The sequence below is a fragment of the Cryobacterium sp. TMT2-17-1 genome (assembly GCF_004402765.1).
Taxonomy (GTDB): Bacteria; Actinomycetota; Actinomycetes; order Actinomycetales; family Microbacteriaceae; genus Cryobacterium; species Cryobacterium sandaracinum.
On record NZ_SOGC01000006.1, the window covers coordinates 1 to 22923 of the forward strand.

The 22923-nt window shown below is 62.6% G+C and carries 20 protein-coding genes; 6 read left to right on the forward strand and 14 right to left on the reverse strand.

Annotation, left to right across the window (positions count from 1 at the left end; translation table 11 throughout):
* Positions 1-474 precede the first annotated feature (474 nt).
* Positions 475-1467: an Lrp/AsnC family transcriptional regulator gene (locus E3O47_RS01085; protein ID WP_134341939.1), complete on the reverse strand. Its 993-nt coding sequence runs from the start codon at positions 1465-1467 to the stop codon at positions 475-477.
* 154 nt (positions 1468-1621) lie between these two features.
* Between E3O47_RS01085 and E3O47_RS01090 the strand changes: the two genes are divergently transcribed.
* Together E3O47_RS01090 and E3O47_RS01095 are read left to right on the forward strand one after the other, a co-directional pair.
* Positions 1622-2863, forward strand: coding sequence for an NAD(P)/FAD-dependent oxidoreductase (locus E3O47_RS01090; protein WP_134419343.1), 1242 nt, complete (start codon positions 1622-1624; stop codon positions 2861-2863).
* Complete coding sequence (locus tag E3O47_RS01095; protein WP_241986038.1) at positions 2860-4167, forward strand: NAD(P)/FAD-dependent oxidoreductase; 1308 nt, start codon at positions 2860-2862, stop codon at positions 4165-4167. The genes E3O47_RS01090 and E3O47_RS01095 overlap by 4 nt, the downstream gene beginning before the upstream one ends.
* A gap of 63 nt (positions 4168-4230) precedes the next feature.
* Here the strand turns inward: E3O47_RS01095 and E3O47_RS01100 are convergent, their stop codons facing one another.
* The 9 genes from E3O47_RS01100 to E3O47_RS01140 all read right to left on the reverse strand — a co-directional run bounded on the left by E3O47_RS01100 (position 4231) and on the right by E3O47_RS01140 (position 13671).
* Positions 4231-5418, reverse strand: coding sequence for an ABC transporter ATP-binding protein (locus E3O47_RS01100; protein WP_134373409.1), 1188 nt, complete (start codon positions 5416-5418; stop codon positions 4231-4233).
* On the reverse strand, positions 5415-6200 hold the full coding sequence (locus E3O47_RS01105) for an ABC transporter permease (RefSeq protein ID WP_134341936.1): 786 nt from the start codon (positions 6198-6200) through the stop codon (positions 5415-5417). The genes E3O47_RS01100 and E3O47_RS01105 overlap by 4 nt, the downstream gene beginning before the upstream one ends.
* Positions 6197-7135, reverse strand: coding sequence for an ABC transporter permease (locus E3O47_RS01110; RefSeq protein WP_241973158.1), 939 nt, complete (start codon positions 7133-7135; stop codon positions 6197-6199). Before E3O47_RS01110 ends, E3O47_RS01105 begins: the two co-directional genes overlap by 4 nt.
* Complete coding sequence (locus tag E3O47_RS01115) at positions 7108-8226, reverse strand: extracellular solute-binding protein (protein ID WP_134341935.1); 1119 nt, start codon at positions 8224-8226, stop codon at positions 7108-7110. The genes E3O47_RS01110 and E3O47_RS01115 overlap by 28 nt, the downstream gene beginning before the upstream one ends.
* A gap of 376 nt (positions 8227-8602) precedes the next feature.
* On the reverse strand, positions 8603-9103 hold the full coding sequence (locus tag E3O47_RS01120) for a GNAT family N-acetyltransferase (RefSeq protein WP_347232397.1): 501 nt from the start codon (positions 9101-9103) through the stop codon (positions 8603-8605).
* A gap of 13 nt (positions 9104-9116) precedes the next feature.
* Complete coding sequence (locus tag E3O47_RS01125; protein ID WP_134373405.1) at positions 9117-9395, reverse strand: cupin; 279 nt, start codon at positions 9393-9395, stop codon at positions 9117-9119.
* Positions 9396-9496: 101 nt separating this feature from the next.
* On the reverse strand, positions 9497-10726 hold the full coding sequence (locus tag E3O47_RS01130) for an acyl-CoA dehydrogenase family protein (protein WP_134419344.1): 1230 nt from the start codon (positions 10724-10726) through the stop codon (positions 9497-9499).
* Between the two features lie 30 nt (positions 10727-10756).
* The gene (locus E3O47_RS01135) at positions 10757-12301 is read right to left on the reverse strand and encodes an aldehyde dehydrogenase family protein (protein WP_134419345.1); all 1545 of its coding nucleotides are present in this window, start codon (positions 12299-12301) and stop codon (positions 10757-10759) included.
* Complete coding sequence (locus E3O47_RS01140) at positions 12298-13671, reverse strand: aminotransferase class III-fold pyridoxal phosphate-dependent enzyme (protein WP_134341930.1); 1374 nt, start codon at positions 13669-13671, stop codon at positions 12298-12300. The genes E3O47_RS01135 and E3O47_RS01140 overlap by 4 nt, the downstream gene beginning before the upstream one ends.
* A 115-nt stretch (positions 13672-13786) precedes the next feature.
* On the opposite strand from E3O47_RS01140, the gene E3O47_RS01145 reads away from it, so the two are divergent.
* Positions 13787-15364: a PucR family transcriptional regulator gene (locus tag E3O47_RS01145; RefSeq protein ID WP_134341929.1), complete on the forward strand. Its 1578-nt coding sequence runs from the start codon at positions 13787-13789 to the stop codon at positions 15362-15364.
* Here E3O47_RS01145 and E3O47_RS01150 read toward each other — a convergent pair.
* The gene (locus E3O47_RS01150; RefSeq protein WP_241977308.1) at positions 15361-16563 is read right to left on the reverse strand and encodes a CoA transferase; all 1203 of its coding nucleotides are present in this window, start codon (positions 16561-16563) and stop codon (positions 15361-15363) included. The two genes, E3O47_RS01145 and E3O47_RS01150, sit on opposite strands and share 4 nt — an antisense overlap.
* A 98-nt stretch (positions 16564-16661) precedes the next feature.
* Between E3O47_RS01150 and E3O47_RS01155 the strand changes: the two genes are divergently transcribed.
* The 3 genes from E3O47_RS01155 to E3O47_RS01165 all read left to right on the forward strand — a co-directional run bounded on the left by E3O47_RS01155 (position 16662) and on the right by E3O47_RS01165 (position 18601).
* On the forward strand, positions 16662-17051 hold the full coding sequence (locus E3O47_RS01155) for an NUDIX hydrolase (RefSeq protein WP_134341928.1): 390 nt from the start codon (positions 16662-16664) through the stop codon (positions 17049-17051).
* Between the two features lie 192 nt (positions 17052-17243).
* Positions 17244-17960: an ASCH domain-containing protein gene (locus E3O47_RS01160; RefSeq protein WP_134341927.1), complete on the forward strand. Its 717-nt coding sequence runs from the start codon at positions 17244-17246 to the stop codon at positions 17958-17960.
* Between the two features lie 74 nt (positions 17961-18034).
* Positions 18035-18601, forward strand: coding sequence for a GrpB family protein (locus E3O47_RS01165; protein WP_134419347.1), 567 nt, complete (start codon positions 18035-18037; stop codon positions 18599-18601).
* Positions 18602-19235: 634 nt separating this feature from the next.
* Here E3O47_RS01165 and E3O47_RS01170 read toward each other — a convergent pair.
* The 3 genes from E3O47_RS01170 to E3O47_RS01180 form a co-directional block, all read right to left on the reverse strand.
* Complete coding sequence (locus E3O47_RS01170) at positions 19236-20024, reverse strand: class I SAM-dependent methyltransferase (RefSeq protein ID WP_104101742.1); 789 nt, start codon at positions 20022-20024, stop codon at positions 19236-19238.
* Positions 20025-20033: 9 nt separating this feature from the next.
* Complete coding sequence (locus tag E3O47_RS01175; RefSeq protein ID WP_134419349.1) at positions 20034-21572, reverse strand: EAL domain-containing protein; 1539 nt, start codon at positions 21570-21572, stop codon at positions 20034-20036.
* A gap of 318 nt (positions 21573-21890) precedes the next feature.
* Positions 21891-22223, reverse strand: coding sequence for an STAS/SEC14 domain-containing protein (locus tag E3O47_RS01180; protein ID WP_104102200.1), 333 nt, complete (start codon positions 22221-22223; stop codon positions 21891-21893).
* Positions 22224-22923: the final 700 nt, after the last annotated feature.

Consider the following 22923-nt stretch of genomic DNA (forward strand, 5'->3'; position numbering starts at 1 on the left):
CTGGGAGTGACGTTCAGCGGCCCGGGCACGCAGCCCGGGCCGCTACCACCTCGCCAGAACCGCGCTACCACCTGCATGGACTGGCGCTACCATCAAGCGCTACTCGCCACAGGGAACCGGGCGGTTCACTATATCTAACTGCACCTGGTCGATTACGGTCGGCCAAGAATGATTTTGATGGGTAAGCGATGGGCAACTGCATCCACTCGAACCAAGGACGACTGATAGTCGTCTCGACGGTATCGCCCACCCGGAACTGCTGCAGAGTACCCGCGGATTTCCACGGTTTGCGTGTTCAGCCGGTTGTGCAGGAAGCCGTAAGCCGATCCGGTCGGCCCAGACCACGTTTTCAGGCGGCTTCGACACTAATGAACCACGGACTATGGCGAATCGAATGATGCCCAGATTAGAAGCAACAACCTGGCCAGCCTCGGAAAAGCTGCCGTCCGTACCGGCTGGCATGCCCGGCAGCGGTCACCGTTGCCGGGTGTCTCGATACTCAGCGACGCTGTAATCCTCTTTCTGGATCTGCAAGTGGACCCACGTTGAAAGCCCTACGACCCGTGGCTCGCGTCGAAGCGTCTCCACGAAGTCGTTCGCCTCCCGCAGAGTATTGAAAACTGCTGTGGCGATGATGCCGAAATCACCCGTCGTCGTGGCAATGAACTCTGCACCCAGTCTGCTCAGGACTTCTACACAAGTGCCGCTCGCTCCCTGGTGTCGCACGCCCAGACCGAGTGCGATCGTGTGTGCGCGGCCAAAATCCCGCTTCGGCACTGCGACCACACGGATTATTTCGCCATCGATGAGCCTCGTCATCCGGTGACGTGCAGAGCTTTCAGGCAGACCGAGCGCCTCGGCAAGCACCCGCACGGGAGCGCGACCATCTCGTTCGAGCGTTTCTATCAGGCGCATATCAAGCTCGTCGAGATAGGACTCATCCTCTGCCTGCAACGTGGGTGCGTAAATATTATGGACGATGCTTTCATAACGGTGCACCTGGATCGAAAGCACCTCGACGTGTTCTCTGATTGCAGCAAGTAACTCGACCAGTTCTGTCTCGAAGCGACATCGCACCTGAACGCACAGCCCCGCATCGCCGGTCGTTGTAGAGACGTAAGTCGTCAGTGATGACCCGACCATTTCTTCGTAAAGAGCACTTGCGTCACCACGGAGAACAATGTGAAGGTGACCCTCGACTTGAAAGCCAAACATGCGCGGATTGACGCTCGCCGTGAATCGCAGCTGACCGCTGTCGACCACTGATTTCACGATTTCAGAAACACGATTCCTGGTGAGCTCGAGCGCCTCTGCAATGGATGAGTAAGACGCACGCCCATCACGACGAAGGTAGTCAATGACGCGATCCTCTTCAATTGAGAACCCTAAGCTGCCCGGCACTTTTCGCCTCGTCTCAAGATCAGGTCCAGGGACTCCTGCACCACGAAAATACAAATCCGTGCGCATTCACCCTGATTGTTGGGAAACTGTATGAATATTCTCCGATTCTGGATAGTCTTTGTCCATAATATCTGGAATTAAGGTCTGAACAGCATCAACAATGGGGCTGGTCGTCGCTCAGTTCAACAACCGCGCCCCGTGCGGACTCTGAGGGGGAACCGTGAAGGTCATTATTGTTGGCGCAGGCCTCGCGGGCCTGACGGCCGCATGGAAGCTGAGACAACATGGTCATGACCCTGTTGTTCTTGAGGCTCGCAACAGGGTGGGTGGGCGCACGTGGTCAGAGACACTCGGCAACGGTCAGGTCACTGAGCGCGGTGGGGAGTACATCTTTCCCACAGAATCTGCTATTCGTCGTTTGTCAGCGGAGGTTGAGGTTCCGATTCTCACTCACAATGTGCGGTACGCACGGCGAACCGTCAACGGTTCACACTTGAGCCTCAGCGAGCTGAATGCAGTAAGTGGTCGTCTCATCCGCACGCTAGAGCGGATGCTCGCAGATGGCGTGACCAAGATCTCGGTAGACACCGTATTCAAGGAGACGATTGGCTCAGGTTTTCACGGTCACCCGGCGTATCGGCGAATAGCAACATCGCTTGCCGGTGATCCTGAGCTAATCAGCGCAGAAGCTGCCCTGATGCATGAGTCCTCGGCCGACGGAGGTTACATAGAGGACGGCGGCCGATTCCTCAGGGGCAACCAGTCGCTCGCCAGTGAACTCGCCCGCTCGCTTGGCCCGGCCATAAGGCTGGAGTCCCCCATAACCGCGATAGACCAGTCGAGTTCGGGTATTCAGGTGAACCTCCGCGACGGCAGCACAGTCGATGGGGACGCTGCAGTGCTCGCAGTGCCGCTCCCAATCCTGCGCACGCTCAACCTCGGGTTCACGCTCCCTGCTACCCAGCGAGCTGCGCTTGACCACCGTTCGATGGGCACGGCAGCAAAGCTCGGCGTTCCTCTGTCTGCTGTCGATGACGACACAGCACTCCAGAGCGCTGATCATGCGTGGTGGTCGTGGCGCTCCATGTCGGTCGATGGGGAAAATCGTGTGCCGGCGCTCTCGTGCTTCGCTGGCGGATCCCGCACACTGAAGTCACTCGATACGGCGAACGGGCCCCAACGCTGGGTTGCCGAACTGAAAAAAATGCGCCCTGAACTGGACATCGACGGGGATGTGCTGCTGACCGACTGGACAAACGACGAGTGGACACTAGGGTCCTACTCAGCGCCGTCCCTCGAATGGAGGCCAGAGGACACGACCGCATTTGACAGCGCGGCAGGGCTCGTTGCAATTGCTGGCGAGCACACCGGCCTCCAACAGTCCCTGAACGGGGCGGTCGTGTCCGGTTTTCGAGCAGCCAGAGCGATCTTGGCCGTCGCAAATGAAACTCAAGATCTGTGAATGCCGGCCTGGTGGATGCAGCAGACGTGATCGTCATCGGCGCCGGATTCGCCGGACTCGTGGCCGCACGAGAACTCGGGAACAGTGGTCACAGAGTGATCGTGCTCGAGGCTCGCGACCGAGTTGGCGGTCGCACGTGGACCGAGCATGCTTTAGGGCACGACCTGGAACTGGGCGGCACCTGGGTGCACTGGGTACAACCCCACGTGTGGGCGGAAATGACTCGGTATGGTCGGAAAATCGATCGCAGCCCGATCGCCGAAGACGCCTACTGGCTCGGTGCAGGAGGCGCACCAAGAAAAGGCAGACTCGAAGACTTCATGGCTCTCATCCATGAAGGGCAACGTCAGGTAGTTGAGGATGCCCTCACTGCCATTCCGCGAGCGGTAGATCCAACAGTCGGCGGAATCACCGAACGGGATGACCAGTCACTACAGCAGCGCCTAGACGAAATACTCCTGGACGATGAGGCCCGCTACGCGAACGAATCTGTGTGGGTCGGACACGTGAACGCACCACTGCACGAGGTCGGTCTCGCCAGCGCTCTACGCTGGGCGAGCGCGGCCGGCGGCCACTGGCCTCTCATGCACGAGGCCTCGTCGACCTATCGAGTAGCGGGAGGCATGTCGTCCTTCACGGCAGCAATCGCCGCGGACATCGGCGGCGACATCCAACTCAGCTCGACAGTCACGGCCATCAAGCACAATGCGCACGGGGCCACCGTCACTCTCTCCGACGGTCGACAGCTGCGGGCGCAGCGAGTGATTATGACCCTGCCCATCAATGCCGTCGATACGATCACCATCACGCCCCCACTCCCCGAAGTTTGGAGGCGCGCCAACCGCGAGCGCGTGGCATCACAGGGAATCAAGGTGTGGATAAAGGTGCGCGGTCGTCTGCCACGGTTCTTCGCTTACGCGTCTCAGCACCACCCGATCTCGGTGCTCAAGAGCGAGTTCATCGAGGAAGACCATTCGATTCTGGTTGGCTTCGGGCCGGATCACACAGCCATTGACGTGAACAGCATCGAACAGGTTCAGGCGGCCGTGGGAGTGTGGCGTGATGACCTTGAAGTGATCGACGTTGCTGCGCATGACTGGATGAAGGATCCCTTGTCGAAGAATACGTGGATGACCCACCGGCCAGGACAGCTCACTCGTGACCTTTCAAAATTGCAGCTGGCGGATGGCGTGCTCCACTTCGCTGGATGCGACACCGCCGATCTCTGGGGCGGGTTCATCGACGGCGCGATAGAGAGCGGGCTCAGAGAGGCCCGCCTCGTTTCGACGTTGCTCGCGAAATGAAGCCATCGGGCCTGATCTGGTGCGGCCCGACAGCTCCACAATCACTCACTCTCTGACCAGAGACTAGGTCAGTGACACTCCTGCATCACCGGTGTCTTCAAGCAGCACCCCGGAATCGACGTTCCAGCTCATCGACGCACGAGTACCCGGCTCCCGCACAACAGCGGAGTGCGCCTCACGAACAGTGCCGGTGCTGCCATCCGGAAGTTGCACCTCGCAACGCCAGGCTGCACCCAAATAGTTTGCGTCCAGCACGATCACTGGCAGCGAGTTCACCTGCGACGACTCCGGAACGGTGCCTTCATCCTGAAGCGTTATGTTCTCGGGACGAATGAGAATCGCTAGCGAAGCTGAACTCCTGTGGCCGGGAACACGGACTTCATGTCCGGAAATATCCAGGGTGGTCATTCCGCCGACGGAATCGACCGCCCGGCCGGACAACACCGTAGATTCACCGAGAAAGCGCCCAACAAAAAGGGTCTCAGGCCTTTGATAAAGTTCTGTCGGACTGCCGACCTGTTCTATCTTCCCGTTGTTGAATACTGCGATTCGGTCAGAAAGAGACAAAGCCTCTTCTTGGTCATGCGTCACGTAGACAAATGTTGATCCAACCTCGCGGTGGATTCGTTTGATCTCCTTCTGCAGCCATTCGCGCAATTTCTTGTCGAGGGCACCGAGCGGCTCATCCATGAGCAGCACGCGTGGCTTGTAAACGAGCGAGCGAGCGAGAGCCACTCGCTGTTGTTGACCACCCGAGAGTTCCGCCGGATATCGATCGCCGAATTCCCCCATGCGCACCATATCGAGAGCACCCGCGACCATCGCCTTTTGCGCTGATTTCGCAATCTTGCGCCGGTCCAGGGGGTAGGCAATATTCTCGAAGACGGTCTTGTGCGGGAAAAGGGCGTAATTCTGAAACACCATGCCGATGTCTCGTTTGTGGGGAGGCATCTTGGCAACAGGCTTGCCGTAAATGTGAAGCAACCCCTCCGTTGCAGTGACGAAGCCAGCGATCATGTTGAGAGTCGTCGTCTTCCCGGACCCCGATGGGCCGAGAAACGTCATGAACTCCCCCGGCTCTACGACGAGGTTGATCGCATCAACGACAGCTTTACTGCCGTAGCGCTTTGTCACATCGCGAAGGCTGATGCCCGCGTCGTTGATCACGCCAATGACCTCAGTATTGAGGTGCAATTGCCGGAGTTCACGTTCGTTTTGGTCTCGTGCGGCAGTGGTACTTTCCGGACTCATGCCGAAACTCGCTTTCTCTTGCGGGTAGCAAATTGTGCGGTGAGCATCACAAGCACTGACGTGAACATCGCCACGACGGCGACGGCAGCGACAGTTGGATCACTCGCCTGAGTCACGCTGTTGTAGATTTTCACCGGCAGCGTCTGCAACTGCGGACTCTGGATGAAGAGCGACAGAATGATCTCATCGAAGGACGTGACGAAGGCGAACAACGCTCCCGCCGTCACCCCGGGCATGATGAGCGGGAGGGTGATGCTGAAAAAGGTGCGTAGACGGCCAGCCCCCAACGTGGCTGACGCCTGCTCCAAGCGAGGATCTACGCCTTGGAGCGAAGCCGTCACATTGAGAATGACCAGTGGCAGCGCAACCACGGTGTGCGCCAGCACAAACCCGGGAAGGGTGCCAAGGAGGTTGAAGCGCAGGAAAAGCGAGTAAAGCCCAATGGCGATCACAATGCCGGGGACGATGAGCGGAGTGAGGAAGTAACTTTCCAGCAACGCCTTTCCGCGGAATTTGACCTTGGACAGCCCGATTGCCGCCATGATCCCAAGCGACGTCGCGACAACCGTGGTGATGAGGGCCACCTGCAGCGATGAGCCCAAGGCGCGCAACCATGATGGGTCGGTTAAGAAGTTCTCGTACCACTGCAAGGAGAAACCCTGGGGTGGAAAATTGAACGACGCCGCCGCGTTGAACGACATAGGAATGATCACCAGGGTGGGAAGGAGTAACCAGAGAACGATGAGAACCGCCAGGGCACCCAGTGCGCGTTTCATTGTCATTTGGCCCGCCCCACAAACAGATTCGCACCCTTAGACACGCGGCTCAGGAGCGCAAGCACCACGATGGTCGTTGTGAGCATGAAGATTCCAAGGGCGGTGCCGTGGCCCCACATGAGGAAGCCACTGATCTGCTGGTACATGAGTGCAGACATCATGATTTCCTTCGACGAACCCAATAGCGCGGGGATGATGTAAAACCCGAGTCCCAGAATGAAAACCGTTACCGAACCCGCAAATATCCCTGGTCGAGAAAGCGGCAAGTAAACCGTGAAGAATGCCGTGACGGGTCTCGCCCCAAGGTTCGCCGCAGCGGGTAGCAACCGCTTGTCGATCTTGGCAAGCGCGGAATAAAGGGGCAGCACCATGAACGGCAGTAGCACTTGGGACATGCCGAGAGCGACGCCAAAAGTGCTTCGAATCAGCGGCAGTGGACCGATCCCGAACAACGTCTCAAGAAGCCCGTTGATGGGGCCGGTGTCTTGCAGGAGAACCATCCACGCGAGTGTGCGCACCAAGATGCTGGTCCATAGGGGCAGCATGATGAAGAGCTGCAACATATTGCGAGTGCGATCACTCACAATCGTCATCAGATACGCGTAAGGGTAAGCGATGAGCAAGCAGACGAGCGTAACGACGAGCGAGGTTCCGAATGTGCGAAACGCGACCACCATGTTGGTCGGAGTGGTGAACAGCCACACGTAATTCTGGATTCCCAGCGTTGGATCGCTGATGCTCCGGATGAAGACATCAATGAGTGGCGCGAGAAAGAAGAACGAGACGACTGCAAAGGCTGGTAGCAGCAGCAGAAACGGGCGCCAATTCTTTGGCTCTCGAATCGTCCTGCTCGTGTCACCGCCGTCAACGGAGCGATTGCCCCGGCCGCGGATGGATAGAACAGCCATGCCGGTCAGCTGCCGGTAACCCAGCTGGCCCATGCGGCCGACAGGGCATCGTAGTTCTCCACCCAGAAGTCAATGTTCGGAGCGTGCCCGGTCTTGAGATGCTCTGTGGTGAGCCACGTCTTCAACGTCGCGTCAACCTTTGGCTCCGCGTCGACATTCACCGGCCCATAGGAGGTCAGCTCCGTCATGCGTGCCTGCTGTTCTGCGCCGAGGTAGAAGTTCACGGCGGCGAAGGCCGCCTGCGGATCCTTGACACCCTTGGGAATGGCAGTCGAATCGACCATGATCATCCACTCGTCCCACATAGGAGCAACCGGCGCGCCGGCCGCCGCTGCACCGTATCCGCGGCCTGACCACACCAGCCCCATGACAGCTTCGCCCGATTCAAGCTGCTGCTGTGCCTGAGCGCCGGAGGTCCAGCCGATGACGTTGTCACCGAGGGCACGGTACTTGTCAAAGGCGGTCGCGATGTCGGCGACCTGCACGTTGTTGATATCTTCGCCGTCCGCCGCCAGGGCGAACTCCACCGTCTGGGGGTCGACATACGGGGATTGGCTGACCGTACGCTTGCCCGGGAACTTGTCGGTATCGAAGAAATCGGCAGCACTGGTTGGAGGGTTGTCGCCGAACGCATCAGTGTTGTAAGCGACGACCAGACCATAGAGAATATTCGGCACCATGCATTTGTCTGTGATCGTCCCCTCGGGAACCTTCGAGATGTCCACCTGCGAGTAGTCATACTCTTCGTACAGCGTTCCACAGCCACGGGCGGTGTCGAACTGCGTCGCGTTTGTGATGTCCCAGGTCACGTTTCCGCTGTCAACCATGGCCTTGAGTTTGCCGGCGTCGAATGCGTCCTGCAAAAATTTCGAACCTGAGATTTTTGCGAAAGGATCCCACGCTGCGTCGCGTTGACCATCCTGGAAAATACCGCCAGAAGCCGCGTAGGTGAGCGTGACACCATCAAAAACGCCCTCGGGGACGACTCCTGCCACCGGAGTGCCAAGGTCTCGATCTGCCACGGGTTCAGCTGCGTTACCTCCCGCGCAGCCAGCCATGATCAAAGTCGCCACTCCCCCCAACGCGATTGTGCTCAGTTGCCGCTTCAGTTTCTGGTTTCGCATGGTGATCCTTCTTCTTTCACTCCGTTGTGAAATCCCGTGAGACCCGTAGACACGCACCCGGTGCATGGCCAGCCCGTGGAATCGGTTGGCCCCAACGTAGCAATACCGGTCCGGAAGTGCGAACAATTTACCAATATCAGCCAACTTTGTCGGCGAAAAAAACGAAAATACGCACTTAGTAACCCTCAATTTTACAATTCCTCCCGTGCATCAGGACGAAATGTGCGCACTTCCGAACTCGCCGAGAAACGCGGTCACCTCCCGCTGGCACCCGGAAAACGCTCGCCTGGACCGAAGTATGGGCGCGAGTATGGGCCGAGCACCCAAACTGACTCGGAACAAGCCACCGTCCGCCGCAATTCGGGTCTGCTGGTGCTCAAGCTGTGGGGTCCCCGATTCGTTCCATCCACGACTCGGGGATATCCAAAGCCGTGAACCCTAACCTGGAATACAAGCCGTGCGCATCGTTTGTCGAGAGAGCTATTCGTCGCAGACCAAGTGGTTCACACTCTTCCAAGACTCCATCGATGAGAGCACCGCCTATGCCGCGGCCTCGAACCTCGGGGTCGACGAATACGTCGCAAAGCCATGCAAAAGTCACTCCATCCGTGATGACCCGGGCGTAGGCGACTTGCTTGTTTGATTCGGTGTGGTAGATACCGAAGTTTCGTGAGCCGTCTATGGCTGCGTCCTGCCTGGCACGTGACCGCCCTGGCGCCCAATAGGACAGCTCGCTGATCCAGCGATGCACCTGGTCACGGTCTATCTCAGCGACGTCGGCTGAGAACCGATAGTACGAATCCATTCCCCATCCAATCGGTCTTGGGCGGACTGCGCCCCGGCAATCGCCCGATAGCACGTGATTATGCACATCCATGGTTGGATGCCGGCTAGAGGAGCTTCTCTATCTCGACGAACTCGATCGTGTTGGCCCCACGATTGATTACTGTGTGCTCAGCGCCGGCCGGGCGTGTGTAGCTCTCCCCGAGCCGAATCTCCGCCACGATCTCCGAGCCGTCGGAGTTCAGCACTCGCATGCTGTCGTTGACGAGCGGCACCACCACGTACTCGAACTCGTGCACGTGCATAGGAATGGCGTCATTTGGCTCGATGGTCCACTTCGTGACCCTGAAGATCCCATTGTCGATCTGCGTTTCAGCGGTTGCCATGATCGCTCACCTGTTCTTCGTCGTGTGGTGGGACGTTCCCGGCCGCGCTGATCACTGGCCACGAGATGACCCCGGTGCAAGCTCGGGACGGTGGACCGGGGTCAGCGGAAGGCGGCGACTCCGGTGATGTGGTTGCCGACGATCAGCGTGTGGACCTCATCGGTGCCCTCGTAGGTGCGCACGCTCTCGAGGTTGTTCGCGTGGCGCAGCGGCGAGTAATCCAGAGTGATGCCGTTGCCGCCGAGCACTGTGCGGGCCTCACGGCAGATGGCGATCGCCTCGCGGGTGTTGTTGAGCTTGCCGATGGAGATCTGGTGCGGCTTGAGCGTTCCGGCGTCCTTGAGACGGCCCAGGTGCAGGGCGAGCAGCGTGCCCTTGTTGATCTCCAGCGCCATGTCGACGAGCTTCTGCTGGGTCAGCTGGTAGCCGGACAGAGGCTTGTCGAACTGCATCCGCTCACCGGCGTAAGCCAGGGCGGTGAGGTAGCTGTCGCGCGCCGCGCCCATGACACCCCAGATGATGCCGTACCGTGCCTCATTCAGGCAGGAGAACGGGCCGCTCAGCCCCTTGGCCTTCGGCAGCATCGCCGAGACAGGCAGGCGCACGTTGTCCAGGTCGATCTCGCACTGGATGGACGCCCGCATGGAGAGTTTCGGTCCGATCACCGTGGCCGTGAAGCCGGCGGTCTCGGTGGGCACGACGAAGCCGCGCACCCCGTCGTCGGTCATCGCCCAGATCACGGCGACCTGGGCGACGGCGGCGAGCCCGATCCACCGCTTCGTGCCGGTGATCACCCAGTCGTCTCCATCGCGGCGGGCGAACGTAGTCATGCTGCTGGGGTCGGAGCCCGAGTTCGGCTCGGTCAGCCCGAAGCATCCGATCGCCTCGCCGGCCGCCATCTTCGGCAGCCACTCGTTCTTCTGCTCTTCCGAGCCGTGCTTGTGGATGGCGCTCATGGCGAGGGACCCCTGCACACTCACGAAGGTTCGGAGGCCCGAGTCCCCGGCCTCGAGCTCCAGGGCAGCCAGACCGTACTCGACACTGCTGCGGCCCGGGCAGCCGTAACCCTTCAGGTGCATTCCTAGCAGGCCGAGCTTCGCCATCTGGGGCACGATTTCGAGAGGGAAGACCCCGTTCTCGTACCAGCTGGCGATGTTGGGCCTGATGGTGGAATCAACGAAGGCCCGAACCGAATCGCGCAGCTTGACCTCCTCGGCGGTGAGCAGGGACTCGATGTCGATGAGATCCGAGGTGTCGATCAGAGGCGAGGCAACGATACCGGCGGGAGCTGTTGTCAAGGTCAGGTCGATGCGGGATGCGAGGTCAGTCATGGTTTCGCTTTCGTTAGGTTGAACCGGAAGTCAGAGGGTGGGGAGCGTCAGTCGCCCGTCGATGCGCCGAGGAACTCGCCAGGGGTTGTCAGGGTGGAGGGCATCCGAAAGGTGCGCGGGTTCGGCATTCTGCACCGCGACCGGTCGCACGAATCGGCCCAGCGCGCCCGCTCCAACGCTCGTCGCGTCGGACCGGGACGTGGCCGGCCACGGCCCGCCGTGCTGCATGGACCAGCTGGTGGCCACTCCGGTCGGCCACGCATTCAGCGCGACCCGGCCCACCTGCACAAGCAGCCGCCGCACGACCTCCGCCGACTCCGGGTCGCCCGGGCCGCTGGTGAAGACAGATGCGACCAGGCTTGGCTGCAGGCGCGTCAGAGCATCCAGTGCAGCCCCGGCATCCTCGTATTCGCAGACCAGAGCGACCGGGCCGAAGCACTCTCCCAGCAGGCGTGAGCCGGGGTGAAGGTCCTCCAGCCGCACCAGGACGGCCTGCGGGGCGGCCACGTAGCCGTCAGCGGGGTCGGTCGGCGTTTCCCCGGTGACGACCGTCGGCGTGACGTTTCCCGCGACATCGGCGGCCTCGATGAGTTGCGCCACACCGGCCCGATAGCCGCACGCGATGCCGGCGGTCAGCAGCGGGGCCCGCGGGGCCTGCGACAGCTGGGCCAGCACTTCCTCGAAGATTCCGGCTCCCGCGGGGGCGAAGAGCAGCCCGGGTTTGGTGCAGAACTGGCCGGCACCGAGGGTGAAGGAGCCGACAAAGCCAGCTGCGATCCCCGCGGTGTCGGCCGCGGCATCCGTCGTGACGAAGACCGGGTTCACGGTTCCCATTTCGGCAAAGACCGGCACGCCGCGCGCGGCGGCGCGCTGCACGAGAGCCATCCCGCCGCCCTGACTGCCGGTGAACGCTACCGCCGTGACCTCGGAGGCGTCGACGAGCTGGAGGCCCGCGTCGAAGCCGACGACGAGCGCGTAGCTGCCTGCCGGGGCACCGGCCCGGTTGAGCGCGTTGGAGACCAGCTCCGCCAGTCGCACGCTGAGTCGCGGGTGGGCCGGGTGAGCCTTGACGATGACGGGGCAGCCGGCGCCGAGCGCAGACGCCACGTCGTGGCCGATCACGCCGAACCCGAACGGGAAGTTACTCGCCCCGAACACCGCGACCGGGCCGAGGGGGATGTTCCAGCGGGACAGCGTGGAGTCGCCGCCGATGACTTCGGTGCTGGCACCCAGGTAGCTGCCCTCGGCCGCGACCGCGCCGTAGAAATCGGTGCTGGTGGCGCACTTGGCGAGTTCACCGCGCAGCCGGTCCGCGCCGAGGCCGGTCTCCTCTCCGGCGAGCTGAACGAGTTCGTCTTCGTGGGTTCGGAGGGATTCCGCAATCGTGGTCAGCCAGCCCTGCCGGGTCGCGGGGCTGGTGTCGGCGAGCTGGGATGCCGCGCCCTGCGCCCGCCGCAGGATCTCGGCGACCTGCTCCGGGGCAGTGTGAGAGACGCTTCCGTGCTGCGCGCCCGTGCGGGGGTCGTAGCTCGGGTCAACGGCCGAGTCGACGGCCGGTGCGAATGTTTCGGTCACGCGTGCACCACCGCAGCGCCGACGGTCGATTCGGCATAGATGGTCTCGACGGCTGTCCGGAGCACGGCGAGCCCGTCTTCGAGTAGATCCTGTTCAATAACGAGCGGGGGCAGCAGACGGATGACGTTGCCGTATGTGCCGCAGACGAGCACGAGCACCCCCTGTTGGTGACAGCGGGCGGCAACGGCGGCGGCGAGCTCGGGGCGTGGTTCGAGGGTCCCGGAGTCGGCGAATTCGATTGCGAGCATGGCGCCGCGGCCACGGAAGTCGACGATGGGGGAATCCTCCGCCACGAGCGGCTCCAGGAAGCGGCGGGCCGTGCTCTCGATTCGCAGTGCCCCGGCGAGCAGGTCGCCGTTCTCGAACGCCTCGAAGACGCCGAGCGCGGCCGCGCAGGCCAGCGGATTGCCGGCGTAGGTGCCGCCGAGTCCCCCGGTGTGCACGGCGTTCATCAGTTCGACGCGGCCGGTCACGGCTGTCAGAGGCAGTCCTCCGCCGAGCGCCTTGCCCGTGACAAGGAGGTCCGCGGCAACGCCCTCGTGCTCGCTGGCGAACATCGTGCCGGTGCGGCCCATGCCGGCCTGCACCTCGTCGAGCACGAACACGATCCCGTGCCGGGCCGCGATGTCGCGGAGCCCGGCCAGGAAACCGGGAGCCGGCACGATGAAGCCGCCCTCGCCCTGGATGGGCTCGATCACCATGGCGGCGAAGGTCTCGGGACCGTGCTCGGCCAGAACAGCCTCGACCCCGGCGACCGCCTCGGCGGTGGCGTTCTCCGCGCCGCTCGGCCATCGCAGCGGAGCCGCCATCGGCGCACGCACGATCTCGGTGGGGAACGGCCCAAAAGTGATCTTGTAGGGCTTCTCCTTGGCGGTCATGGCCATAGTCAGCAGGGACCGGCCGTGATAGGCGTCGTCGAAGACCAAGACCCTGGCCCGGCCGGTTGCGGCCCGGGCGATCTTGATGGCGTTCTCCACAGCCTCGGAACCAGTGGAGAACAGCGCCGTGCGCTTCTCGAAGTCGCCGGGCGTGTGGGCGTTCAGCCAGGCGCAGACCGCCGTGAACGACTCGTACTCGGTGACCATGAAACAGGTATGCGTGAAGCGGGCAAGCTGCGCGCTGACGCGCGCCTGCACGAGCGGATTGGCGGCTCCGACGCTGGTGACCGCGATACCCGAGGCGAAGTCGATGATGCGGTTGCCGTCGACGTCCTGCAGGATGCCGCCCTCGGCCCGTTCGATGAACACCGGCAGCGCGGTCCCGAACCCGCTGGAGACCTGTCGCATCCGCTCGGCCTGCAGCGCATTGGACCGAGGGCCCGGGATAGCCGTCCGGAGGAGTCGGGTCTGGGGAACGGTCGCTGTGTCCATCGACTAAAGGTAGGGCAGGCCACGCCGCTTGACATCGTATAAAACGTCTAAGAAGGCCGGGCGGCGTGGCTAGAATATCCAAGATATTGGCCTTTCAGAGTCGAAAAGGAACCCCATGGTGACGATCAGCCTCACCCAACTGCAGGATCAGCTCGGCAGCGACCTCCAGTCAGACGGTGGCGGGCGACCGACCCGCCGCAACCTCACGGGAGTCCACATCTCCGAGCTGACCGACCCGACTCCGTACCTGGGCGGCGGCGAACTACTGCTGACCACGGGAATCCCGTTGGCCGGAACCGACGAGCATGTACGCCGATACGTGCGGCGGCTCGTCGACCACGGGGTGTCAGCCCTCGGGCTGGGCCTCGGCGCGGGCACCGACCACGTTCCGCCGCACCTCGCCGCCGCGTGCCGCGAGGCGGGGCTGGCGCTGCTGATCGTTCCGGACGGAACCCCCTTCCTGCAGGTTTCCCGGGCGTACTGGGACATCGTGGGCCGCACCGAACAGGCCGATTTTGCAGCGAACCTGGGGCTGCAGACCTCGCTCGCGCGCGCCGCCACGCGGCCGGGAGCGGCAGCATCCGTGGTGAAGGTCCTGGCCGAAGCGCTGGGCGGCTGGGCCGCGTACCTGCCGGCCGACGGCACGCCGGAGTCCCTCTGGCCAACGACCGAGAGCCGGGTGCTGCCGAAGCTCCGAGAGGAGACGGCCCGGCTGAACCTGGCCGGCACGCACGCCGCAGCGACCTTCCCGCTGCTGGGAACGGATGTCGTCGAGTACTCCATCGTGTCTGGCCGGCGAACCGCCGGGTTCCTGGCGGTCGGAGCCGGGCGGGCGCTCCGCCCCGCGGACCGGCAGCTCATGCTGACCGGCTGCATGCTGCTGTCGATCACGGCGCAGCAGGACTGGGAAATGCGCCGGGCCAACGCGATCCTGGGCGGAACCGCCACTACCCTGCTCCTGCACGGCTACGTCGACGCCGCGCGCCTTGCTGCGGCGGAGTTGGGACTGCCCCCGGTGACGGACCGGGTGCGGGTCCTGGCCGTCACCGGCGAGCAGGTGGACCTACTCTCTACCGAGGAGCTCGCCGATGCGGTAGCCGCGATGGCGACGCGGGAGGATGCCGCGGAGCTGCGGCAAAGCATCCGGCGCTCGAGCCTGCGGTGTATCTTCGACGGACTCAGTTACGTGGTCCTGGACGTGCCGCACGTCGCTCCAGACGTCGCTGGCGGCGCAGCTGCATCGGCCAAGACGGTGAAACTGGAGCATCCGGCGCCTGTGCCGAGGCGACTGCCGGGTGTCGCTCCCGACCGACTAGGGGCCGCGATGAGCGGTCCGGTGCTGCCGTCCCAGGTCTCTGGCATCGTGGTTGAGGTGGGCCGGGCCTGCCGGCGGGCAGCGCCGGGACAACTGGTACAGATGGAGAACGTTCTCGACCCGCTGGCCGATTCCTGGGTCGAAGCGCTCAAGGGCTACACCAGGGCGGATCTCGTGGATACCGTGCGCTGCTACCTGCGCCATCGCGGCCAGTGGGAGACGACCGCTCGGGATCTGCAGCTGCACCGCAATTCGCTGCGGCACCGGATCGAGATCGCCTCCCGACTGATCGACGCGGACCTCGACGATCCCGATGTGGCGGCGAACCTGTGGCTGGCGCTGCGCGGCGTCACCACGCAGCCGGTTCAGCCTGCTTAGCCCCGGGGTGCGACGAGAACCGCAGCGCCGGTGAGCCAGGTGCGAATGGAGTCGTTGTGCTCGCCGAGGGCCGGCGGCGCGCTCGTGCGCGGGGCCAGCGGCGGCGTCCAGCTGACGGGGTGCCGAATCTGGCGGCCCATGGTGGCACCCGAGGCGTCCTGCACCTCGATCGTCGGCTCCAGGCCCAGTGATTCGGCGAGCTCGATGCCCTCGGCGATGGTGGCAACCTGCCCGGCCGGTACGCCGGCATCCGTGAGCCGGTTCTGCCAAGACAGCGCCGGAGCCTCCGCGAGGCGCGCTTCCAGGAGGAGCACGAGTTCCTCACGGTGGTGCACACGGGCCGAGTTGGTCGAGAACCGCGGGTCGGTTGCGAGTCGCTCGTCGCCGAGCACCCGGGCGAGCTTGGCGAACTGGCCGTCGTTACCGCAGGCCACGGCCAGTGGTCCGTCCGCGCAGGCAAGCAGCTGGTACGGCACGATCGACGGATGCCGGTTGCCCATTCTTCCGGGAACCACGCCCGCGCCGAGGTACGCCTGCGCCTGGTTGGCGAGCGCCCCCTGCAGGCTCGACAGCAGGTTCATTTCCAGCCGGGCACCGAGGCCGGTGCTCGCTCGGGCCGTCAGGGCGGCGAGCACGCCGATGGTCGTGTCTTTCGCGGTGAGCACATCTACGAGAGCGACGCCCGCTTTCATCGGGCCACTCTCGTCCCCCGTGACGCTCATCAGCCCGCCCAGCGCCTGGACCATGAAGTCGTAACCGAGCAGGTCGGCCCCACCGCCGCTGCCGAAACCGGTGATCGAGGCGTAGATGAGGCCGGGGTTCTCTTCCTTGAGGCTCTCATAGCCCAGGCCGAGCCGGTCCATCCCGCCTGGCTTGAAGTTCTCGACCACCACGTCGGCCCTGAGGGCGAGAGCGCGCGCGACGGCGAGGTCGGCGTCGTCGGTGAGGTCGAGGCAGAGGGATTCCTTGTTGCGGTTCACGCTCTCGAAATAGGTGGCCCCCGTGGCGGAGAACGGCGGACCCCAGCTGCGGGTGTCGTCACCGCTGCCCGGCCTCTCCACCTTGACCACCCGTGCTCCCAGGTCGGCCAGCGTCACGGTGGCCAGCGGACCGGCCAGTACCCGGGAGAAGTCCGCGACCAGGATCCCGGCGAGCGGCTTCGAGGTTGGACTCCGGCTGTCTTCGAACTGATTCTGCACTCGTGCTCCGTTGACTCGGTTCAGATGATGTTCGGGTTTCCTCGAATCTAGTGGCGAGTCAGAGCGGTTTCATTGGACGGATCATCCAGAGTCTGGACATGTCTGCACCCAGGCCTGCGGACATCCGATGCACGGATGCCCGGTTCAAACACCGCCACGCGGTGGAACCCGATTTGGGTGATGGATGCCGCGACGCCGGCCAGTACAAGGGCGATATTTGTTGCCCGGCCGATGCCCGGTTCGAGCACCCCGCCGCACCAGACCGGAACACCGGGCACGTCCGTGACACCGTGGATAACGCTTTGCCAACGCGTCGAATAGCGGACGTCCTCCTGGAGGTGTGGAGGGTCAACGGGTGGGACGGCGACACCGTCAATGCGGCGCCCGATGAACACGACGCTTTCGGCTGGTTCAGTTTGGACGAGGCGACGTCTTTGGACCTAGCTGATGATGAGTACCCAGCGCTCTTCAAACAGGTGCTGACCTAATCCCTGAGGGACCGGTTCCCACCTGCCGGCCGGCCCAGAGAGCCGAGGCCAAGCTAGCAGAGCCTTGGACGGCCATACGGGCACTGGATCGGAACCGTAACGACTGCCGTACGCCCTCAGGGTTCCCAATTCGGAAACTCGTTTGAGTCCGCAGAGCGAGTCGGGGGCCGGTGTCGATGCGAGACTGGGCCCGTGCTGGAAAACAACGAACGTCGTCTCGTGACTGCCGCCGAAGCGATAGTGCGATCACTGCCAGACGATGACACGCACACGGTCGCCTCGGCGGCCATGGATACCCAGGGCAATGTCCACACGGGCGTGAACGTTTTTCACTTCACGGGTGGGCCATGCGCCGAACTCGTCGTCATTGCAGCCGCCGCGCAGGCCCTCGCCGGCCCCCTCGTCACCATCGTCGCGGTCGGTGACCGTGACCGTGGTGTGCTCGCTCCGTGCGGACGGTGCCGACAGGTCTTGCTCGATCTTCACCCCGATGTGGCAGTCATCCTGCCCCTCCCCGGTGGCGACGTGACCGCGGAACCCCTACGCGATCTACTACCCCGCAGCTACTCGGCACCGGAGCCCGCATTCGGCCCCAGAATCGTCTACTTCAACCCTCGCTACTACGACAGCATTGCTTCGGGTCAGAAGACAATCACGATCCGCCACCACGATCCCATCCAGACTGGATCGGCAGTGCTTGTATTCGACGACGGAGACACCATTCGGCGGCTCAACGCCAAGATCGAGAGCATCGAATCACGCCGCTTCGATCACCTGAGCAACGACGACGCTCGCCAGGAAGACCTCCCCGACGCTGACGCTCTTCGCGGAGCACTGCGCACGCACTACCCGGACCTCGAAGGCCACGATGTCGTGGACGTAGCGACGTTTCACTTGGTGACTGCTTGACGCGGTCACGGTTCCGCTGCTGAGGGACTTCCGTCTGGCCTGGACGGCCGAGTCTGTCGTGCCAGACTCGCTGGATGGACCAGGCAAGAGACACGGAATTCGACACCATCCTGATCGGTGGTCGTGAGCAACGTGCGATCGTCATCGTCGATCACGACGACACATGGCCCTCAAAAGCAGCTTCCATGGCTCAAAAGATCCAGGACTCCCTGGGCCCAGCTGCGCTGTCGGTCGAACACATCGGTTCGACCTCAGTCCCTGGACTGGCTGCGAAACCGGTGATCGACATGCTGCTTGTCGTGGCCAACATTGACGACGAGGAGTCCTACCTTGTGCCAATGGAATCCATCGGGTTGCAGCTCCGTGTCCGAGAATACGGCCACCGGATGCTCCGCACGGCGGAGCTGGACTTCCACGTGCACGTTCTTCCGCCAAAGTCCGCTGAGCAAATCGACTACCTCGACCTCCGCGACTGGCTCCGGGTCAGCGCTGCAGACCGTGCACTCTACGAATCCACGAAGCGGACGCTCGCGGAGAACACATGGAGCGATACGAACCACTACGCCGATGCCAAGAGTGCAGTCATCCAGCAGATACTGACCCATGCACGCAACTGGCGAGCAGGACAGCCCACCAGCTGAACCGTCCCCACGGAACCACGTCCCGGCGACGGTTCCACCGATGCAACGGTCGCGGATCTGGTGCGGGGTGTTTTCATGGCGGGCCGCGAGTAGCTTGTTGCTATGACTGAGCTGTTGGCGGCTCGCGTGACTGTGCCGGATGCTGTCGGGCTCCCGTTCCATGTCGGCCGTGACTTAGCCGCCGAGTTTGGCGTCACTCTCGCTAACCCCGATCCTGATGGGCCGCCGATCGGTGGCCTCGCGTGGCCAGGGTCGTTCTACATCACGTCGCAGAACCCCCCTGCGGGCACTGAGCTTTACCTTTGACTCCGTCACAGTCGAGATCGTTGGCTATGGCGAGGCGGACCGCGATTCGCTTCGGAACTCTCCGGTCGCGCCGCCGGCGGACGTGACCCATGCAAAAGTAGAGCCGGTGAGTTTAGTCGACCTGACTCCGACCGCCAGCGTCGACCAGAACCCGGACTGACGATCGGTGGGTCTTGTCGCCCGCGTCCGTTGGCGGTTTCATTTCACCACGTAACGCGAGAGACCCTCGACGTGAGCGGGGTTCGGAGAAACGGCTGTTCCTACGTGTCAGGGCCAGTACCTCAGAGCAAGTCCGCCGTTTGACGCTCAGGGCGGATGTTCGCTGGATTTATTTGCCGGCCAGAAGAGCGAAATATCCCGGAATCTGCTGCGAAAGACCGGTGGATTTCATCGGGACCACTTCGATGTTCACCGGCCCGTCCGCGATCAACTGCCAGTCCGAATCCGAAAATGTGCTGTGCCGTTCCTGGGCGCCGAAACGCCCGGGGCGGGGCAGGTTTTCCAGGGCGCTCTGCAACTGCCGGGGTATGCTTCGCGGCGTGGCACCCAGCTGCTGCAGGTAGGCGAGGCTGTTTCCTTGGAAGTTGGTTTCGGCGAGGAACACCCGGCCGCTGCGCCCGATGACGGTTCGCAGGTTGGCAGCTAAGCTGGACTGTTTGTCGGGTTTCAGGACGTGAAAGACTCCGCGGACAAAAACGTTGGCAGGCCCCATCCGCTCCAACAGGTGCTCTCCCGCTCCTACTCCCGCAGCATCCATGACCATGAAGTCGGCGTTCTGGACGCCTTCAGCTTCCCTCCTCGCCAACTCGACCGCGCCGGTTGAAACATCGATGCCGAGCACGCTTGGAAAAAGACCAGCAAGCCAGCGGGTGTAGGTCCCGTTACCACACCCGACGTCAATCACCGGAAGAGCCGGATCAAAGTGGGCTACGACGGCGTCGGAGTACTGCGCATGCTCGGTCCGGGATCCGGAGTCCCACAGCACGTCTCCGGAACGGCCGGTGGTGTGGATTCCGCGCCAATACCCATCCCACGCGGCCGCCGGGTCTCTCGGTACCCGGGAAGTGAGGCGTACTACTGTTGGGACAAGCAGCATCTGTTCCCAAAGCTTTGACATGCCCTAACTCTACCGACGCTGCGCGAGGCTCCGGAGCTGATCCAGTACCTTCGCGGGCGGCAGCGGGTAGCTGTAGTAATAGCCTTGCCCGTAAAGGCAACCCATGGCCTGCAACTGGATCGCCTGCTCGGCGGTTTCGATGCCTTCCACGATCGCTTTCAGTCCCACAGAGGAAATCAGCTGAAGAATGGCAGCAATGAATTTCAGCTGCTGCGGGTCCGAGCCCATGTCCTGAATCAGGGATTGGTCGACCTTCACCGTGTCCGCGGGAAGCGACCGGAGATAGCTGATGGACGAATAGCCGGTACCGAAGTCGTCAATTTGCAGCCCCACGCCCATGTCCCGCAGCCCGCTGAAGACCTGTTCTTCCGCCGTTCCCCTAGACATCAACACGGTCTCGGTGATCTCCAAAACCAAACGCCGCGGAGCCACGTGATTCCGGTCCAGCGTATCCCTGATATCCTCCAGCAGATCACTGCGAAGCAGTTCGGCGGCGGAAAGATTGATGTGCAGACGGAAGTCCGTCAGGTCAGGTGCGGTTTCGCTCCAGCGTCTCATCTGGGCGACTCCTTCATGCAGCACCCACCGCCCCAGCTCTAGGATCAGGCCGGTCTCTTCCGCGATGCGGATGAAGCTGTCCGGCATAATAATTCCGCGCACGGGATGATGCCACCGAAGGAGGGCTTCGATGCCTATGACCCTGCCGGAGGCCAATTCGACCACCGGCTGGTACCGCAGTGCCAGTTCGCCGCCGGCAACAGCGCTGCGTAGTTCGGCGGTTATGCGCGAGCGTTCCCGGACAGCGTCGAGCATATCGGGGTGGAAGAGCTGGACGTTGTTGCGACCCTGCTCCTTCGCCTGATACATGGCGATGTCAGCATCGCGCATCAGCGCCTCGGCCGGATACCCCGGCGTGCCGATGCAAACCCCGATGCTGGCCATTGCCCAGACCGTTTCGGTTCCGACACGCACGCTGTCCTGCAGTTGCTCGGATGCCCGGTGCGCAATTTGCAGGATCTCCTCTTCCGTGGCCTCGGTGATGACGATGGCAAATTCATCCCCACCCAGACGGGCCACTGTATCGGCGGCCCTGACGGCGGACCGGAGACGCTTGGCAACCTCGACCAGCACTGCGTCACCGGCACCATGGCCCAGAGTGTCATTTATGGCCTTGAAAGAATCCAGATCCAGCACCAGCACGGCCGGGGCTTTCCCGCTGTCCGCACTGGCCAGGATTGCCTCCTGGATCCGCTCGTTGAGCAGGGTCCTATTCGCAAGGCCTGTTAAGGCATCCGTCTTGGCCATCTGCTCCAGCTCAGCCTGCGCTCGCCCTAACATGGCCGTACGGTCGGCAACCCGCCGTTCCAGATCCGAGTAAATATGGTCAAGTTCCTCCGCGAGCAGGTTGACACCCGTGATGACAGCATCGATGTCATCCCTACGTTCCGAAGTTTTCATGCGTGTGTCTAGCTCACCGGCAGCCAACCGGACAATGCCCTCCACCAACTGCTGCAGGCGCGGGTCCTCAGCGGCCTTTCCCGAGCTCATATCGTCCAAAGGTGCAATCCACGACGGGAAGTCTGGCCCTTTGCAGACCCCGGCCGAAGAACTGGCAACTGCCCCGGGGTCGCCCTGAATCGATCTGTCACGCGCTGAATCCTGCGGTCACCAGCGACCTCCGATGTGGGCCCACTATCGATACTCCACCAAGAGGAGTACCCACCCGAAGGCGCCTGCCAGCCCGACGGGCGGTCAGTAACCCTGCCGGTTGGCCGGAACGTGTCGGGCACCGCCACCGCCGGTTCCCCGCTCAAAGGACAGACGCCCGGTGTGGCCCTCATCGCGGCAGGCAGCACTTCCCGGCGCTCATGCACGGGCACTAAGCCAGTCCAAGGCCTCGCTGCGCGATGTAAAAAAACGAGTCGGACAAGGCGGGACGTGCACACCGAGGAAGAAGTTCGCCAGGACCCGATCTACAGGCGATTCGCCTAATAGAGCAATGCGTGAGGCGCTGCAGGGAATGGACCAAACAGCCCTGGCCTCACGGCTAACCGAACCGACCGCTGCCATATCGACGAGCATGGGATGCTCTTCCTGCTGGCAGACCTCGTTGACTTTCGCCATCGCGGCCCGAGCGTCCTCGACCTGAACGTGGACCCCGGGCAGCCAGCGCAGATGGAGAAGCCCGCTATCACTCATTTCAATGCTGAGCTTTGCCTCGTTTGCAGCGACCGGATCCACCACCACGTGTCCTCCCCCGAGCACGCCGCCGAACCATTCAGCCGCTCCTCAAAGGTACTCGGGTTCATCGATTTCTCCCGTCACGAGGACGGTGGGTTGCAGGCTGAGAGCGGTTCTTGCCTCTGCAGGCACGGAGGATGCAATGTATTAGCGCGAGTATCCAAATGCCGGGTCCAATACCGATCAGGTATGCAGGTTACTGATCTCACAGCGGCCATGAACGAATTACGACTGAGCGACCTCTCAGGGGACATCCGGAGCTCCTACACGGCAAAAAGCTGGGGCCTGTCTCCCGACGTAACTGTGGGCGGAGTGGCCCCGGGCTGCTCCCCAAGGTTCGCTTTTGTTTATCGCGGGTCAGTTGTTGGTCACGAGGCCAGTTGCAGAATCGAAGGTTACGCCGGCACCGGAGGAGTCGTCGGTGATGCGGATCCGCTTTACGCAGGGGAGTCAAGGAGGAGCTCGGTCTCGAGGTCGACATTGTCGCCGTGGTCGATAGCTATGGTGGCGTCGACTTGACGAACGAGTATCCGAACGGTGACGTCGTGAGCTAGGTGTTGTTCCCACACAGGTTGTGAGCGTGGCGTGAGCTAAAAAGGTGAGGACCTCCGGTATCGATTGGGTTACCACACTCAACACGATGCAACGGAGGCCCTCA